The following is a 17082-nucleotide window of genomic DNA, read 5'->3' as shown; positions in this document are numbered from 1 at the left end:
GAATAACTCACTTTTGCAAATAGTCCAGCACCACTTGATGGTGATCCCTCGTTTTAAATTTATCAAATACCTGTTCGATTTTCCCCTGTTCATCAATTAAAAAGCTGACACGGTGAATGCCATCAAATATGCACCCCATAAATTTTTTCTCGCCCCATACACCGAATTGTTCCGCGACCTGATGGTTTTCGTCGGATAATAAAATGAAGTTCAATGCTTTCTTTTCTGCAAATTGGGCTAATTTTTTCGGGCTGTCCGGGCTAATGCCGAGAATGGCCACACCTAATTTGTCCAATTCCGCTTTGCTATCGCGTAAACCGCAGGCTTGTGTGGTACAACCAGGTGTTAAAGCTTTCGGATAAAAATAAACTAACACTTTTTTACCTTGAAATTGAGTTAAAGAAACCGATTGGTTATGTTGATCAAACAAGGTAAAGTGCGGTGCGTTTTCACCGGCTTTTAATGTTTCCATTTGAAATCCTTCTTAAAATACAAAAAAGTAAAAAAATCTCTTGCAAATTAAGGTTATTTTAGCGATCTTAAATAGCTATTAGCAAGCAAACACAACGGTTTTCGATCCTTTTTATTCGAATCGTTATGGCAAAATAACAAATAAAACGGAGGCTTTTATGTCAAATCATCCTTTATTTCAAGGCAGTATTGTTGCGTTAGTGACACCAATGGACAGCCATGGTGAAGTCGATTTTGAAACCTTAAAAAAATTAGTGGAATTTCACATTAAGAGCGGCACCGACGCTATCGTTTCCGTCGGAACCACCGGTGAGTCCGCCACCTTGAGTATTGATGAAAATGTAAAAGCCATTTTAAAAACCGTTGAATTTGCCGGTGGACGTATTCCAGTTATTGCCGGTACCGGTGCTAACGCCACCAGCGAAGCCATCACCATGACCAAATTACTCAATAACAGCGGCATCTCCGGTTGTTTATCCGTGGTGCCTTACTACAACAAGCCAACTCAAGAAGGCATGTATCAACACTTCAAAGCCATCGCCGAATGCACCGATATTCCACAAATTCTTTACAATGTACCGGGGCGCACCAGCAGTGATTTACTACCTGAAACTATCGGTCGTCTGGCGAAAATCAGTAACATTGTAGGGATTAAAGAAGCTACCGGCGATGTAAGTCGTGTACAAAAGATCAAACAACTTGCCGGCGAAGATTTCATCATTTTAAGCGGCGACGATGCCACCGGTTTGGAAGCCATGAAATTGGGTGCGGAAGGCATGATTTCCGTAACTAATAACGTCGCGGCAGCCGATATGGCAAAAATGTGCCATCTCGCCCGTGCCGGTAAATTTGATGAAGCGGAACAAATCAACCAACGCTTAATGCCGCTACACAAAAACCTGTTCGTCGAATCAAATCCGATTCCGGTGAAATGGGCGTGTTACAAATTAGGTTTGATTCAGGAGCCGGTATTACGTCTTCCGCTCACCACATTAAGCGAGCAGGCACAGCCGAAAGTCTTAGATGCATTAAAAGCCGCCGGCTTGCTTTAAACGCAGTATTCATCAGGACCTATGCATATAGGTCCTGAACTGTCCACACATTTTCCTGTCGAAAAAAACAATTTTTACGCAACATCCTAATCATGAAGCAAAAGGGTAATTTATGAAAAAATGGCTATTAACCGTAGCAATCGCCACTGCACTCAGCGCCTGCTCCACCGGTAATGAAAGTAAACAACAAGCGGGCGACACCTATCAAAAATCCAACAGCGAATTACCATACTTTACTCCGTTAGCCAGTGGCGGTGTGAATCTGCCGGCACAAAGTGCGGAATATCAATTACCACAAGTAAAAATCAGCAGAACCGACGGCGTAGATATACGCCCGCCATCCTTGCCATTGGCAATCATCAGTAATTCGGCCACACAATTTGACGGTGAACGTGCGCTGATCGCTTATACGCCGGACAAGCAAAGCGTTTACAACTTACTCCAAGTAGAACGCCTGCTCAAAGAACAAGACATTAGCTACACCGTAGAAGGCAATAAATTATTAACCGACTGGGCGAGCACCGGTCGAGCCGACGATTTGGAAAACACCAAAATCCGCTATCAGATTGAAGAAATCAACGCGCCACACGCCAGCGCATTGGTTGTTTCCGTGTTGCAAATGAAACGTGATGACACCATTTTCACACCTAATTTTACGGATAAGAAACGTTATGCCTCCGATCGCTTAAACCAATTGGTGGGGGAATTAAATTCCGCTTACCAAAAACAGCAACAAGCTCTTAACGGCGCCGCTTCCTCACCGATTCAGTCCGCTATCGCCACCGATGCCAACGGTAGAACCGCATTAGTGCTGGCGACATCGTTTGATAACGCTTGGCAGCGTTTAGGTTCCGCGCTGCCGAGACTGGGCTTTGAAATTCAGGAAGAAACCGGTAGCCGGGGCATTCGCGAGTTGGAGTACAAACCTTTATCGCAAGAAGAATGGCGCCGCGTAGGAATGCAACTGCCGGACTTGGAAAAAGGCACTTACCAAATGCAGCTTGCCGCTGTAGGTAAACAAAGTGCGGTGGTTATTTCCGATGAAAATAAAGCTGCCCTCTCGGGCGAGCAGGCACAGATTATTTATCAAGCATTACAAAATGTATTGGCAAAGTAATTTGATTTAAACACCAAACGCCATTTTCAAAAGAAAGTGGCGTTTTGCTTTGTTATATATTATTGCAAAGCCTATTTTCCTTATTGGCTAACACCCGATATAATAGTTCCATTATCGATTCAAAGGACTAACTGATGCTTGAAATGCTTCCTTTCACCTTGCCTGAAGTAGGAGCAATGTTACTTACCCACCTATGGCTCTCTTTATCGGCATTGCTAATTGCAGTAATAATTGCTGTACCTATTGCAGTATTATTGTCACGCAAACACCATATGGCGGAAGTAGTGTTACAATTTACTAATGTGCTGCAAACCATTCCATCTCTCGCTCTGCTTGGCTTATTGATTCCCTTTGTCGGCATTGGTTCACCACCGGTACTAATTGCCCTAACACTCTATGCCCTGTTACCGATCTTCCAAAATACCTATCTGGGATTAAGCCAAATCGATCAATCTATTCAAGACGCTTACACCGCTTTCGGCTTATCCCGATGGCAATCGTTATGGCGAATTGAACTGCCGATGGCATTGCCGGCAATGATGTCGGGCATCCGTACGGCGGCAGTATTAATTATCGGTACTGCAACCCTGGCGGCATTAATCGGGGCGGGCGGATTAGGCAGTCTTATTTTACTCGGTATCGATCGCAATAATATGGTGATGATTTTTACCGGTGCCTTGCTTTCTGCATTACTGGCAGTCGGAGTAAGCGGTTTGATTGCGATTTTACAAAAAGCACAATGCAAACGTCCTCTCGCTATCGTTTTGATTTTAGGGCTAAGTGCGGTTGGTTTTTCGCAAATTTCTCTCACATCCCAAACTCAAAAAGTGGTGATTGCGGGTAAACTTGGCAGTGAACCTGATATTCTTATCAATATGTACAAACTGTTGATTGAGCAGGAAAACAAAACTATTCGAGTAGAGCTTAAACCGAATTTCGGCAAAACTTCTTTTTTATTCAATGCTCTCAACAGCGGTGAAATTGATATTTATCCTGAATTTACCGGCACAGTGCTGGAAGCCTTGGTGCAAGTGTTGCCCGAACAAAAAAATCACCACCGCTCTCCTGAAACCACTTATCAGCTGAGTAAACAATTACTGGCGGAACAGTTCCGCCTTGAATTTTTACCGCCGATGGCATATCAAAATACCTATGCATTGGCAGTGAAAGAAGCCTATGGAGCAACACACGGGCTTGCAACAATCAGCGATTTACATCATGTGGCAGGAGACATTCGCGCCGGCTTCACACTGGAGTTTCTCGATCGAATCGATGGCTATAAAGGTATAAAATCACAAGGCATTACTTTAGCTCATATTGTCACCCTTGAACCTGCCTTACGTTATACGGCGTTGCTCAACAATAAAATTGATTTAATCGAAGCATTTTCTACTGACGCAGAGCTCAAACAACATCAGCTCCGCTTACTGAAAGATGACATTGATTTATTCCCCGCCTATCAAGGTGCGCCACTCATGAGAGCTGATTTTGCAGCAAAAAATCCGCAGGTTCTGACCGCACTTAACCGCCTCGCCAACCGCATTTCCGAACAAGAAATGAGTGAAATGAATTATCAAGTTAAAGTACTGGGCGAAAGCCCGGAGAAAGTGGCAAGGGAGTATTTGAAGAAAATAAAATTGCTATAGCCTTAGACAAAAGGTACCGGGCTGGATCATCTAAGCCGCACTACAACCTATAATTAACTTAAAAAGGCTGAGGAATATATAACCCTGTATGACTCATACGGGAGAATACAGAGATCAAATAAATGAACATAACAGGAAAAATCATGGAACTTGGTATTACAAACTCAATCGGCAATATGGCCACACGCTGTTTAATCGAACGGAAAGCGATGCCGGTTTTATCCGTACGCAATTCTATAATGCTTTTCCCCGATTCAACGCAATTACTTAGAAACGCGCCATGTACCCTTAACGCGGTTATGAAGGTAGAATATGAAAATTAATCGCACACCTTTTATCGAATTTCGCGGCGTAAGCAAATATTATGACGGACAACATGCAGTGCAAACACTAAATCTGACCATCTATCAAGGCGAATTCTTCGTATTAGTCGGAGGTTCAGGTAGCGGTAAGTCCACAACATTGCGCATGATCAACGCCCTCACCGAACCTACAGATGGAGATGTATATTTTCAAGGTAAACGGATTAAAGATTACAACATCCATACCTTACGTCATCGCATCGGTTATGTATTACAACAAATCGCCCTATTCCCCACCATGACCGTAGCGCAAAACATTGCCTTGATGCCTGATATTCTTGGGTGGCACAAAAATGAACGGAAATCCCGTGTGAATACATTACTTGAATTAGTGAATTTGCCACCTGCACAATATCAGGATCGCTATCCGCGCGAACTTTCCGGTGGAGAACAACAACGGATAGGCATTTTACGGGCTATTGCTGCTAATCCTCATTTATTGCTCATGGATGAACCATTTTCTGCACTTGATCCACTGGTGCGAACTGCCTTACAAGATCAAATTTCGTTGATCCATAAAAAATTCGGCACAACTATCGTGTTCGTTACTCATGACATGCAAGAAGCCTTAAAACTTGCTTGTCGCATTGGCGTCATGCAGAATGGGAAACTGGTGCAAGTAGGTACACCAAACGAAATCCAACAACAGCCTGCCAATAGTTATGTAAAATCACTATTCGCCTCGTCTGAACAGGCGTTAACGGTAGAGAAAGTGATTATGCAATATGAACAATTAAGTAAGGCTGAGCAAGCAAGTGTACGGAAATGGTTAGCACGTAATAGTTAACAATAAAATTAGATTTTTATTTACTGTTTGATCATACTGTTATATAAGTTAAACCCGTTTTCCAAAAATTGCTGTACCTACGCGAACCATGGTGGAACCACATTTGATTGCCGTTTGCATATCATCGGTCATGCCCATGGATAAGGTGTCGATTTGGGCGTTCGGCAAGGCTTGTTGTAATTGTTCAAACAAAGTGCGCATTTGATAAAACACTTGTTCCTGCCGAACCACATCATCGGTAGGTTCGGGAATCGCCATTAAGCCACGCAGGCATAAGTGCGGTAAGTTTTCCAGGTGTTTTGCAAGGTCTAAAATTTCACCGGGCTGAACGCCGGATTTGCTGGCTTCATTGCTGATATTCACCTGAATTAACACATTTAACGGTGCTTTATGGGGAGAACGTTGTTCATTTAACCGATCGGCGATTTTGGCACGATCAAGGGTTTGCATCCAGTCAAAATACTCCGCCACCAAACGGGTTTTATTGGATTGCAACGGGCCGATAAAATGCCATTCCAAGTTAATATTTTGCTGTTGGCAGAATTGAATTTTTTCCACTCCCTCCTGTACATAATTTTCTCCGAATGCCGCCTGCCCTGCTTCATACGCTGTTAAAATATCTTCAACAGGCTTGGTTTTAGAAACAGCCAGTAAAGTAACCGCACTTGGTGAGGACCCAATCATCTGGCAGATTTGGGTTATTTTTTGCTGAACCAGCTGTAAATTACGTCGAATATTATCCATTGGTACGCTGCCTGATTTGCTCAAGTGTTTCAATATGTAATAGTTTTCCATTTAAATATACTGTACGCAATAGATTTTCATGCTTATCCACTTCTTCTTCGCGCAAAGTCAAGTATTCGCCATCTCTTTTGACTAATGCAAGCCGTCCTTTTTTCGAACGTTTTTCCGCACCGGTAACGGGATCCTTATATACATCACGCCATTTGCCTGCAATACTCACCGCACTTGCCTTCATCGCCCAGCCCATCATGTCACGGTTAACCTGTTGCAACAAGCCGCCTCCCATACCGAAATTCACATTATCCACGCTAAATCCATGTGCCATGACAGCATCCAGTATGTGTGTCAATGAAGTATAATTAATTCCATCCCCCTGAATGACACGAATACAATCCGGCAATACTTTATAACCCTTACTATTTATTCTTGCTCCGAACTTTTCAGCCAAAATATCCAGCACGCGACAAATTACCGTGCCGGGTTCTCCACTGTCAGGGCGAATTATCAAAGTTCCCGACATTTGTGAAATCTGCTGCTTAAATCGCCCTCCCCAAACTTCATTAACCACCTGCCATAAATCATAGCTGTCAGACACAATGGCGAATGCAGGATATTTACCGGCAAATTGCTGAAATATATTTTCATAGGCTGCGATCTCATTTTCTTTTCCCCAACTGGTAATTGTGCTGTGTTCTGCCGCAGGAATTGAAAATGCCGGCATATTTTCGACCTCATACCAACGGGCTGCACCAATAATACCGCTGAGACTATCTGTTCCGCAAAAATTTACCAAATGTGCCAAGCTACCAAGAGCCACCGACTCCAAACTACTGGCTCCGCGTGCACCGAAATCATGTAATTTAAACGGCAAACCACTCAGATCATCAGCAGATCTTTCCAATGCACGTTTAAGTATTTGTTTACAATAATAAGATAGACTTGCTACCGTGGCAGGGTAATAAATACCACGCAGAAGTGCCGTTTCTAAATAACTTGGTAACCAGAAAAACTCCGGATCTGTATTAACAACCTGGCACACCACATTGCCGGTAGGCAACACTAACCCCTCTGCCACCGACTGAATTCGGAGCGGAAGATAACCTTTATATTTTTCCAAAATACCAAGCCACCCTTGTCGATTAAAAGGTAAACCATGTGCAATCAATAAATTTTCCGCTTCATTTATATCTTGTAGAGTAATCGGTTTAGTTAAGTATTCCTTGAGAAAGGCCTGCAAACCGAAGAAAACAACGTCAAATTCACTTTTACGGGCTTCAATATAAAAAGAGACATATTCGCTATCAGGCGGATATTGCAGCCAATGAGATGCTTTATAACTATCTGTATTCAGAATTAAATTCGTTAGATTTGAAGTATACATTTTACACCTATAGAAATAATACATAACCTTCGGATTGTAGCATATACTTTTCAGTATTAACACCATATTTCAAAATTTAATACGCTAATTTATCCCAATAACACTCAATTCATTAATTTTATTTAGAAACATATTGACAATAAAGGTAAATTTCGGTATTTCTAAGCGCATTCTTTTTTCACACAAAAACACCATGAAAAACAACCGCACTTCTATTATGATGCCAACCACCATGACCATGATTATGATCAATGGGGCGGGCTAGTGCGTTAAAGAATAAAATTCATGAACCCGCATTTCCCAAGAGCGGGTTTTTTTATGCAAATTCAAACATCATTTATCAGGAGAATATCATGCGCGTACTTAAATTTGGGGGCACTTCCTTAGCCAATCCGGAACGGTTTTTACAGGCGGCGGAGCTTATTGAAAAGGCCCATTTGGAAGAACAGGCGGCAGGCGTTTTATCGGCACCTGCCAAAATCACCAATCACCTTGTCGCCCTTTCCGAAAAAGCCAGTTTAAATCAATCTACCGATTCCCATTTCAACGAAGCATTAGATATTTTCTACACCATAATTAACGGTTTGCACGCCAAAAATAGCCACTTTGATCTTACCGGCACCAAACAAATCATCGACCAAGAATTCCAACAAATCGCGTCATTATTAGAAAAAATCCGTCAGGACGGCAAAGTGGAAGATGAGCTCAAAGCCACCATCGATTGCCGCGGTGAAAAACTTTCCATCGCCATGATGAAAGCCTGGTTTGAAGCCAATGGTTATGAAGTGCATGTGGTTGATCCAGTGAAACAATTGTTAGCCCAAGGCAGTTATTTGGAATCTTCCGTGGATATTGAAGAATCCACCAAACGGGTGGATGCGAAATCCATCGGCAAAAATAAAGTGGTGTTAATGGCGGGCTTTACCGCTTGTAACGAGCAAGGCGAACTCGTGTTATTGGGGCGTAACGGTTCCGACTACTCCGCCGCTTGTTTAGCCGCCTGTTTGGGTGCCAGCGTGTGCGAAATCTGGACGGACGTTGACGGTGTTTATACCTGTGACCCGCGTTTAGTGCCCGATGCACGTTTATTGCCAAGCCTGTCTTATCGTGAAGCCATGGAACTTTCCTACTTCGGCGCCAAAGTCATCCACCCGCGCACCATCGGTCCGTTAGTGCGTCCGAACATTCCGTGTTTAATTAAAAATACCGGCAATCCGAGCGCGCCGGGTTCCGTTATCGCCGGTGACATCAAATCCGAAGGCTTACAGGTAAAAGGCATTACCAATTTAGATAATGTGGCGATGTTCAATGTTTCCGGCCCGGGTATGCAAGGCATGGTAGGCATGGCTTCCCGCGTATTTTCCGCCATGTCTACTGCGAAAGTTTCGGTTATTTTAATCACCCAGTCCTCCTCCGAATACAGCATCAGTTTCTGCGTGCCGGTAAAATCCGTTGATGCAGCACTGAAAGCCTTAGAAGCAGAATTTGCGCAAGAGTTAAAAGCCCATCAGTTGGATCCGATTGAAGTGATTAAAGATTTATCCATCATTTCCGTGGTAGGCGACGGTATGCGTCAAGCCAAAGGCATTGCCGCCCGCTTCTTCTCCGCGTTAGCACAAGCGAATATCAGCATTAATGCCATTGCTCAAGGTTCTTCCGAACGTTCGATTTCCGCCGTGGTGGCGCAAAATAAAGCCATTGAGGCCGTGAAAGCAACGCACCAAGCGTTATTTAACAACAAAAAGCTCGTTGAAGTATTTCTCGTAGGCGTCGGCGGTGTCGGCGGCGAATTAATCGAGCAAATCAAACACCAAAAAGAATATTTGGCAAAGAAAGACATTGAAATTCGCGTTTGCGCCCTCGCGAATTCCAACAAAATGTTGCTCAATGAAAACGGCTTAAATTTAGATCATTGGCAAACGGACTTAGAAAACGCTACCCAACCGTCGGATTTCGACGTACTGCTCTCTTTCATTAAATTACATCATGTGGTGAACCCGGTTTTCGTGGATTGCACGTCGGCAGAATCCCTCGCCGGTTTATACGAACGCGCCTTGGCGGAAGGTTTCCATGTGGTGACCTCGAATAAAAAAGCCAATACCCGCGCGTTGGATTATTACCACAAACTGCGTGAACTGGCACATAAAAACCAACGTAAATTCTTATACGAAACCAATGTCGGCGCAGGCTTGCCGGTCATCGAAAACTTACAGAATCTGCTCGCTGCAGGCGATGAAGTGGAACGCTTCGATGGGATTTTATCCGGCTCCCTTTCCTTTATTTTCGGTAAACTGGAAGAAGGTTTAACGCTTTCCCAAGCCACTGCACTTGCCCGAGAAAAAGGCTTCACCGAGCCGGATCCACGTGACGATCTTTCCGGTCAGGATGTTGCCCGTAAATTACTGATTTTAGCCCGTGAAAGCGGATTAGAACTGGAATTGGAAGATATAGACGTGGAAGGCGTGTTACCAAAAGGCTTTGCCGAAGGGAAATCCACTGAAGAATTCATGGCATTATTGCCGCAGTTAGATGGCGAATTCAATGCCCGCATCGAAAAAGCTCAGGCGGAAGAAAAAGTGTTACGTTATGTAGGGCAAATCGAAAACGGCAAATGCAAAGTTTCCATTATTGAAGTAGGCAAAGACGATCCGCTATACAAAGTGAAAAACGGTGAAAACGCCCTTGCATTTTATACTCGTTATTATCAGCCAATTCCGTTATTATTACGCGGTTACGGCGCCGGTAATGCAGTGACTGCCGCCGGTATTTTCGCCGATATTTTAAGAACCTTGAAACACTAAACGGAGCCCCCATGTTACGAATCTATGCGCCCGCTTCCAGTGCCAATATCAGTGTCGGTTTCGACACGCTGGGCGCGGCAATTTCGCCGATTGACGGTTCGCTGTTGGGCGATGTGGTGCAAATCGAACCTATCGCCGACGGTTTTGAACTGGAAAGTGCGGGCTATTTTGTGCGTAAATTACCGAAAGAACCTCAAAAAAACATCGTTTATCAGGCATATGTGCTGTTCACCGAACGGCTCAAATTACGCAATGTGAAAGTGAAGTCCTTACGCCTAACTTTAGAAAAGAATATGCCGATCGGCTCCGGTTTGGGTTCCAGCGCCTGCTCTATCGTGGCAGCACTGGTGGCGCTGAACAAATACCATAATGAGCCTTTTTCTAAAATGGAATTATTAGAAATGATGGGCGAACTGGAAGGTCGGATTTCCGGTTCCATTCATTATGATAATGTTGCACCTTGCTATTTAGGCGGTGTACAGTTTATGGTGCAATCCCTCGGCAATATTTGCCAGAAATTGCCGTTTTTTGACAGCTGGTATTGGGTGTTGGCATATCCCGGCATTGAAGTTTCCACGGCAGAAGCCCGTGCTATTTTGCCGAAAAGCTACACCCGTCAGGATGTGATTGCACACGGTCGCCACCTTGGCGGATTTGTGCACGCTTGCCATACACAGCAGGAAAATCTGGCGGCAATGATGATGAAAGATGTCATCGCGGAACCTTATCGTGAAGCCTTGTTGCCGAACTACGCGGAAGTCAAACAGGCAACCCGCGATTTAGGCGCGTTAGCCACCGGGATTTCCGGTTCCGGACCGACAATTTTCGCTATCGCACCGGATTTAATTCATGCCACCAAGCTGGCGGCTTATTTAGAGAACTACTATTTACAAAACAATGAAGGCTTTGTACACATCTGCAAAGTCGATAATGCCGGCACCAGAGAACTGGGCTAGCCGGCAAATATAACCAAGGATAAAAAAATGAAAAAAATTCTTACTGCACTTTTTTGCAGTTGTCTCATTTACCCGCTCGCAAACGCTGAAGCCTTGTCTGACGGTTTACCGCCACAGGCAGCCGGTGATTATGTGTTCTTGGGCCCACATCAAAATAATACGGATATCCAATTTCGTTTAAAACTCAAAGGCAAACAATGGCTGGCAGACGGTTCCCAAAATGCCGGCAAAAGCTGGTCGCCTGTGTGCGAAGTCAGTGGCGAATGCAAACTGGAAACCTCCTCCAAAGCGGAAATCGAACGCTTCTTTGAGCAATATCCGCAAGTACTAAACCGAACCGATGTCAGCTGCATTCATAATATGGCGTTCGCTTTCTGTGGATTAACTTTAGATAAAAAACCGATTATGTGATGGTCGCATTAGTGACCAATCCGCCGCAAGTCACATCGTATAACCGAATTAAATAATTTTCCTGCAACGGCAGTACAGGCTGCCGTTCATTTTCATAGCACGGAATTAACCATGAATTTATACAACATTAAACACCCCGAAGAACAAGTCAATTTCGCTCAAGCGGTGCGCCAAGGATTAGGCAAAGATCAAGGCTTATTTTTCCCGCAAAACATACCGCACTTAACGAATATCGGCGAACTATTGGCATTGCCGCTGGTTGAGCGCAGCCAAAAAATTCTTGGTGCGCTAATCGGTGAAGAAATCCCGCCGGCACAGCTTGAACAAATGGTACGCAACGCCTTCACCTTCCCGGCGCCGGTGGTTAAAGTGGAAGACCATATTTATGCGTTAGAATTATTCCACGGGCCGACACTCGCCTTTAAAGACTTCGGCGGACGTTTCATGGCACAGGCCTTAGCCACCGTACGCGGTGATGGCAAAATCACCATTTTAACCGCCACTTCCGGCGACACTGGCGCGGCGGTTGCCCACGCTTTCTACGGTTTAGACAATATTGATGTGGTGATTTTATATCCGAAAGGCAAAATCAGCCCGTTACAGGAAAAACTCTTCTGCACCCTCGGCGGCAATATTCGCACCGTCGCTATCAACGCCGATTTCGACACCTGCCAAGCCTTAGTGAAACAAGCCTTTGATGACGCCGAATTGCGCCAAGCCATCGGTTTAAACTCCGCCAACTCCATTAATATCAGCCGCTTATTGGCGCAAGTATGCTATTACTTTGAAGCGACGGCGCAATTACCGAAAGCACAACGGGAAAATCTCGTGGTCTCCGTGCCAAGCGGCAACTTCGGCAACCTCACCGCCGGTTTAATCGCCAAAACCCTTGGTTTGCCGATCAAACGCTTTATTGCCGCCACCAACGCGAACGACACCGTGCCGCGCTATTTACACAGCGGCAACTGGTCGCCGAACGCCACCGTCGCCACCCTTTCCAACGCCATGGACGTTTCCCGTCCGAATAACTGGCCGCGCGTGGAAGAGTTGTTCAAACGTAACGGTTGGGTGTTAACCGAATTACATTCGGCGGCGATTTCCGATGCGCAAACGGAAGAAACATTACGCACAATGCACAAACTCGGTTATTTATGCGAACCGCACGGTGCGGTGGCGTATGAGGTGCTCAAAGGGGATTTACAGGCGGGAGAAACCGGTTTATTCCTTTGCACCGCCCACCCGGCGAAATTCAAGGAATCCGTCGAGCGCATTCTGGATTTAATCCTGCCATTGCCGGAAGCCTTGGATAAACATAACAAACTGCCGTTGTTATCCGATGAAATGGAAAACGATTTTGCGCAGTTAAGAGCTTATTTGTTGAAATAAAGATAAAAAGTGCGGTGACAAAATTCAACAGATCTTGACCGCACTTTTCTTACGCCTATGACAACCCTCATCGCCTGTGGAAATATTCAAACGCCCTTCCCTTTTCAAAACATACCGGCGCTGCTTGTTCCGCCAAATTTACTCACCTTAAACAGTGATAACCCGCGCGTGCAACAATGTTGGCAATGTCGTCGCCTGGCACATTTTCTGTTGTGGCAACTACTAAAAACGTCGGGAAAACCCACCGCACTTTTAGGGCAAATTTCCCGTACGGCAAGCGGTCGCCCGCAATTTCCCGCACCCGACATCGATTTCAATATCAGCCATTCCGGTGATTGGGTTGCGGTGATTTTGCACATTCATGACAACGGCGGAAAAAGTGCGGTCGGAATCGACATCGAATCGCCACGCAAAGAACGCCCCTATTTAGCCCTTTTGGCACATTTTGCCCCCGCCGAAGAAATCCGTTGGTTTCAACAGCAACCCGATGAAAAATCGGCGTTTTATCGTATTTGGTGTTTGCGTGAAGCGGTGTTAAAATCCCAAGGGGCGGGCATTATGAGATTGTCGGAAGTGACCCATTTGCCCGACACACAAGAGATTTATTCCCGTTACTGCCCGCGCGGGCAATTGATTTTTAGCGACCAATTGCCTTTTTATTTGGCGTTTTTCGTCAATCAAAATCCGCCGCATTCGTTGCATTATTTTGTCTGGAATGGCGAACAATTCGAAACACAAATGCTTTTACAAAAAATTCGCTACGATGTGAACATTTAGCCCTTTAAAATCCGCGCATTAACCCCATTAATGATTAGACTTAACACTCGATTTTGTTTAGACTTGTAACAATTTTTTGACAAACGGAGAAAGCCATGTCGTTAAACGGTTCAGATCAAGATCCTTGGGGCAAACCAAAGCAAAACGGACAATCTTCAGGAAGCCGGTCTTCCGATAAAAACGAAGGTCAGTCTAATTGGGATCGTTCTTCCAACTCACAAAAAAAGAACGAACAATCACCACCTGATTTAGAAGAAATTTTCAATAATTTATTGAAAAAAATGGGCGGTAAAGGCACCAAAAATAACAATTCCAACCATGCCAATCTGCCTTCCGGCTTAGGCAAATTATTACCGATTGCCGTGGTCGCCGGCGTGATTTTATGGGGCGCCAGCGGTTTTTATACCATCAAAGAAGCGGAACGTGGCGTGGTGTTGCGTTTGGGGCAGTTCCATTCCATCGAACAACCGGGTTTAAACTGGAAACCGACCTTTATTGATCGCGTGATTCCGGTCAATGTGGAACGCGTGCAGGAATTAAAAACCCAAGGTTCCATGCTGACACAAGATGAAAACATGGTGAAAGTGGAAATGACCGTGCAATATCGCGTACAAAATCCCGAAAAATATCTGTTCAGCGTAGTAAATGCCAACGACAGTTTAAACCAAGCCACCGACAGTGCGTTACGTTATGTGATCGGTCACATGACTATGAACGATATTTTGACTACCGGTCGCTCCGTGGTGCGTGAAAATACCTGGAAGGCGTTGAATCAAATTATCGAGCCGTATGATATGGGCTTGGAGGTGATTGATGTGAACTTCCAATCCGCCCGTCCGCCGGAAGAAGTGAAAGACGCCTTCGACGACGCCATTAAAGCGCAGGAAGACGAACAACGTTATATTCGTGAAGCGGAAGCCTATGCCCGTGAGAAAGAGCCGATTGCGCGCGGTAACGCCCAACGCATTTTGGAAGAAGCGACAGCCTATAAAGATCGTGTCGTGCTGGATGCCAAAGGGGAAGTGGAACGTTTCCAACCGCTGTTACCGGAATTTAAAGCCGCGCCGGATGTTTTCCGTGAGCGTTTATATATTCAATCGATGGAAAAAGTGATGGCGAATACACCGAAAGTGATGTTGGATGCCGCTAACGGCAATAACCTCACCGTACTACCGCTGGAACAGTTACTCAAAGGCAAAAAAACCTATTCCACCAATGCCAATGGTGAAGAAACCCAACAAAGTGCGGTCAATTCTGCGCCTGTTTCCCGCAACGAAAATCGGGCAAACACGCCGAACCGTCCATCAGAAATCGGAAATGAAAGTAGTCGTCAAGGGAGATTTAACTAATGCGTAAACTGTTATTACCTGTCATTTTAGTTATCGTCGCTATCGTCTACTCCAGTGTAGTGGTGGTCACCGAAGGCACGCGCGGTATTATGTTGCGTTTTGGCAAAGTACAACGCGATGCCGATAATAAAATTGCCATTTACACGCCGGGACTGCATTTTAAAATCCCGTTTATTGATAACCTGAAAGTGCTTGATGCACGTATTCAAACCTTAGACGGGCAAGCAGATCGTTTCGTTACTGTTGAGAAAAAAGACCTCTTAGTGGATTCCTACGTGAAATGGCGTATCAATGATTTAGGTCGTTTCTTCACCACCACCGGTGGTGGCGATTATGCACAAGCCGCCAACTTATTACGTCGTAAAGTCAATGACCGTTTACGTTCCGAAATCGGTTCCCGCACCATTAAAGACATCGTTTCCGGAACACGAGGCGAACTCATGGTAGGCACGAAAAAAGCCCTCAACAGTGGGCAGGACAGCACTGCCGAACTAGGGATTGAAGTGCTTGACGTACGGATTAAACAAATTAACTTGCCGGATGAAGTGTCTTCCTCCATTTACCAGCGTATGCGTGCCGAACGGGATGCGGTAGCCCGTGAACACCGTTCCCAAGGTAAAGAAAAAGCGGCATTTATTCAGGCGGATGTCGATCGTAAAGTCACCTTAATCATCGCCAATGCGGAAAAAACCGCACAGGAATTACGCGGTGACGGCGACGCAACAGCAGCCAAAATCTTTGCCGATGCCTTTGGTAAAGAACCTGAATTTTATAGCTTCATTCGTAGCCTGAAAGCCTATGAAAGCAGCTTCGCCAATTCGGACAATTTGTTGATTTTAAAACCGGACAGTGACTTCTTCCGTTTTATGCAATCACCAAGCAAGTAATTGATTAAACATGAAAAGGGTATCTGCGGATACCCTTTTTTGTTGCCGCTAAAATTACTTGGTATAGCAGAAGATTATTGGTAAAAAGTGAGTTAAGGCCTTATAGTACGAGGCATTAACCCACTTTTTTGAATTTATCAACAAAAAAATGCATTTTTGGCAACACCGCACGATTCAAAAGTATGGCAAACAAAACCCTATTCAGCGCTATAAATGCCCGCACTTCGTTTCAGAATAAATTTAATCCAATACAACTTTGGGAGGCTATGCGGAGGGAAGCGAACCTACAAACAAGTAACCGAAAAATATCACTGTTCGAGCTATTCAATGTTATATTGATAAAGCGCCTGAAACCACGCTCTCCCTCCTCAAAAGCGTCAACTGGATATCCTTGCCGACATCACCTTCTTTGGTCGGGATGTCGATGTACTTGTACTATTAGATTCCTGCCGGGAAAGGTGATTTATCGCAAAATCGTGAAAACCGAAAAAGGTTTTGTTAGTCAATCTATTATCTGTGACGGTAGACTCGGATTATTACAGGATTTATTTAACACGCCGACACAAATGGCGGGGAAAGCCTTAAAAGTTATCACCAGGACGCATAAGAATAGCCATAAAAATGACTTTTATGTCTGACACCGCGGTATCGGAAATCATCAAACGTTTTTGACAGAACGCTCAGACAAGCCGAATGAAAAGGGTAATTTTTCTTATAAAAAGCGCAATGTCAGAAGTGCGTATAGGAGCTCAAAAGCGATATATGAATTAGTTATTCACGTTTGAACAATATGCCGATTTAGGCATTGAAAAACAACTAATCGACTTCAAGGATTAAAGAATTAAAACTTGAATTGTCAAACCAAGTGCAACAATTTCTTAAAGTAAACCTCATAAGGTGTTTTCCGGCCTAAACACTTTCGTGGTCTTAGATTGAGTTTATCTACGACAGACTG

At 44.6% G+C, this 17082-nt stretch carries 13 protein-coding genes and 1 pseudogene; 11 read left to right on the top strand and 3 right to left on the bottom strand.

Annotated features, from left to right (window positions below):
• Positions 1-7 precede the first annotated feature (7 nt).
• Positions 8-472, bottom strand: a complete 465-nt coding sequence (bcp, locus tag DK423_RS08800) for a thioredoxin-dependent thiol peroxidase (RefSeq protein WP_005556111.1) — start codon at positions 470-472, stop codon at positions 8-10.
• A 157-nt stretch (positions 473-629) separates the two neighbouring features.
• Between bcp and dapA the strand changes: the two genes are divergently transcribed.
• The 4 genes from dapA to DK423_RS08775 all read left to right on the top strand — a co-directional run bounded on the left by dapA (position 630) and on the right by DK423_RS08775 (position 5435).
• Entirely contained in the window at positions 630-1523 is an 894-nt protein-coding gene (gene dapA / locus DK423_RS08795; RefSeq protein WP_109043958.1) for a 4-hydroxy-tetrahydrodipicolinate synthase, read from the top strand.
• Positions 1524-1635: 112 nt separating this feature from the next.
• Positions 1636-2640, top strand: coding sequence for an outer membrane protein assembly factor BamC (bamC, locus tag DK423_RS08790; protein WP_005556109.1), 1005 nt, complete (start codon positions 1636-1638; stop codon positions 2638-2640).
• A 134-nt stretch (positions 2641-2774) separates the two neighbouring features.
• Positions 2775-4286: an ABC transporter permease/substrate-binding protein gene (locus DK423_RS08785; protein WP_005556108.1), complete on the top strand. Its 1512-nt coding sequence runs from the start codon at positions 2775-2777 to the stop codon at positions 4284-4286.
• A 312-nt stretch (positions 4287-4598) separates the two neighbouring features.
• Positions 4599-5435: an ABC transporter ATP-binding protein gene (locus DK423_RS08775; RefSeq protein ID WP_005556103.1), complete on the top strand. Its 837-nt coding sequence runs from the start codon at positions 4599-4601 to the stop codon at positions 5433-5435.
• 48 nt (positions 5436-5483) lie between these two features.
• On the opposite strand, the gene DK423_RS08770 is transcribed toward DK423_RS08775, so the two are convergent.
• Together DK423_RS08770 and DK423_RS08765 are read right to left on the bottom strand one after the other, a co-directional pair.
• Positions 5484-6179: a YggS family pyridoxal phosphate-dependent enzyme gene (locus DK423_RS08770; protein WP_005556102.1), complete on the bottom strand. Its 696-nt coding sequence runs from the start codon at positions 6177-6179 to the stop codon at positions 5484-5486.
• Positions 6172-7560, bottom strand: a complete 1389-nt coding sequence (locus DK423_RS08765) for a nicotinate phosphoribosyltransferase (RefSeq protein WP_061886502.1) — start codon at positions 7558-7560, stop codon at positions 6172-6174. Before DK423_RS08765 ends, DK423_RS08770 begins: the two co-directional genes overlap by 8 nt.
• 353 nt (positions 7561-7913) lie before the next feature.
• Here DK423_RS08765 and thrA point away from each other — a divergent pair, with 353 nt between their 5' ends.
• The 7 genes and pseudogenes from thrA to hflC all read left to right on the top strand — a co-directional run bounded on the left by thrA (position 7914) and on the right by hflC (position 16127).
• Positions 7914-10361, top strand: coding sequence for a bifunctional aspartate kinase/homoserine dehydrogenase I (gene thrA / locus DK423_RS08760; protein ID WP_005556098.1), 2448 nt, complete (start codon positions 7914-7916; stop codon positions 10359-10361).
• Between the two features lie 11 nt (positions 10362-10372).
• Complete coding sequence (gene thrB / locus DK423_RS08755; protein WP_005556096.1) at positions 10373-11317, top strand: homoserine kinase; 945 nt, start codon at positions 10373-10375, stop codon at positions 11315-11317.
• Between the two features lie 27 nt (positions 11318-11344).
• Positions 11345-11784 (top strand): annotated as a pseudogene (locus DK423_RS08750) (hypothetical protein).
• A 55-nt stretch (positions 11785-11839) separates the two neighbouring features.
• Positions 11840-13114 (top strand): threonine synthase, encoded by a 1275-nt coding sequence (gene thrC / locus DK423_RS08745; protein ID WP_005556094.1) that lies wholly within the window; start codon positions 11840-11842, stop codon positions 13112-13114.
• 57 nt (positions 13115-13171) lie between these two features.
• Entirely contained in the window at positions 13172-13891 is a 720-nt protein-coding gene (locus tag DK423_RS08740) for a 4'-phosphopantetheinyl transferase family protein (RefSeq protein ID WP_005556089.1), read from the top strand.
• Positions 13892-13986: 95 nt separating this feature from the next.
• Complete coding sequence (gene hflK / locus DK423_RS08735; RefSeq protein WP_005556087.1) at positions 13987-15240, top strand: FtsH protease activity modulator HflK; 1254 nt, start codon at positions 13987-13989, stop codon at positions 15238-15240.
• Entirely contained in the window at positions 15240-16127 is an 888-nt protein-coding gene (hflC, locus tag DK423_RS08730; RefSeq protein WP_005556086.1) for a protease modulator HflC, read from the top strand. The genes hflK and hflC overlap by 1 nt, the downstream gene beginning before the upstream one ends.
• Positions 16128-17082 lie beyond the last annotated feature (955 nt).

Source organism: Aggregatibacter actinomycetemcomitans, assembly GCF_003130205.1.
In the GTDB taxonomy this organism is placed as follows: Bacteria; Pseudomonadota; Gammaproteobacteria; order Enterobacterales; family Pasteurellaceae; genus Aggregatibacter; species Aggregatibacter actinomycetemcomitans_A.
This window is presented reverse-complemented; position numbering and strand designations above follow the sequence as displayed.

What these genes read in the sequence shown, in the direction of transcription:
- bcp (WP_005556111.1), bottom strand. Translation starts at nt 472, where the DNA reads ATGGAAACATTAAAAGCCGGTGAAAACGCACCGCACTTTACCTTGTTT.
- dapA (WP_109043958.1), top strand. Translation starts at nt 630, where the DNA reads ATGTCAAATCATCCTTTATTTCAAGGCAGTATTGTTGCGTTAGTGACA.
- bamC (WP_005556109.1), top strand. Translation starts at nt 1,636, where the DNA reads ATGAAAAAATGGCTATTAACCGTAGCAATCGCCACTGCACTCAGCGCC.
- DK423_RS08785 (WP_005556108.1), top strand. Translation starts at nt 2,775, where the DNA reads ATGCTTGAAATGCTTCCTTTCACCTTGCCTGAAGTAGGAGCAATGTTA.
- DK423_RS08775 (WP_005556103.1), top strand. Translation starts at nt 4,599, where the DNA reads ATGAAAATTAATCGCACACCTTTTATCGAATTTCGCGGCGTAAGCAAA.
- DK423_RS08770 (WP_005556102.1), bottom strand. Translation starts at nt 6,179, where the DNA reads ATGGATAATATTCGACGTAATTTACAGCTGGTTCAGCAAAAAATAACC.
- DK423_RS08765 (WP_061886502.1), bottom strand. Translation starts at nt 7,560, where the DNA reads ATGTATACTTCAAATCTAACGAATTTAATTCTGAATACAGATAGTTAT.
- thrA (WP_005556098.1), top strand. Translation starts at nt 7,914, where the DNA reads ATGCGCGTACTTAAATTTGGGGGCACTTCCTTAGCCAATCCGGAACGG.
- thrB (WP_005556096.1), top strand. Translation starts at nt 10,373, where the DNA reads ATGTTACGAATCTATGCGCCCGCTTCCAGTGCCAATATCAGTGTCGGT.
- thrC (WP_005556094.1), top strand. Translation starts at nt 11,840, where the DNA reads ATGAATTTATACAACATTAAACACCCCGAAGAACAAGTCAATTTCGCT.
- DK423_RS08740 (WP_005556089.1), top strand. Translation starts at nt 13,172, where the DNA reads ATGACAACCCTCATCGCCTGTGGAAATATTCAAACGCCCTTCCCTTTT.
- hflK (WP_005556087.1), top strand. Translation starts at nt 13,987, where the DNA reads ATGTCGTTAAACGGTTCAGATCAAGATCCTTGGGGCAAACCAAAGCAA.
- hflC (WP_005556086.1), top strand. Translation starts at nt 15,240, where the DNA reads ATGCGTAAACTGTTATTACCTGTCATTTTAGTTATCGTCGCTATCGTC.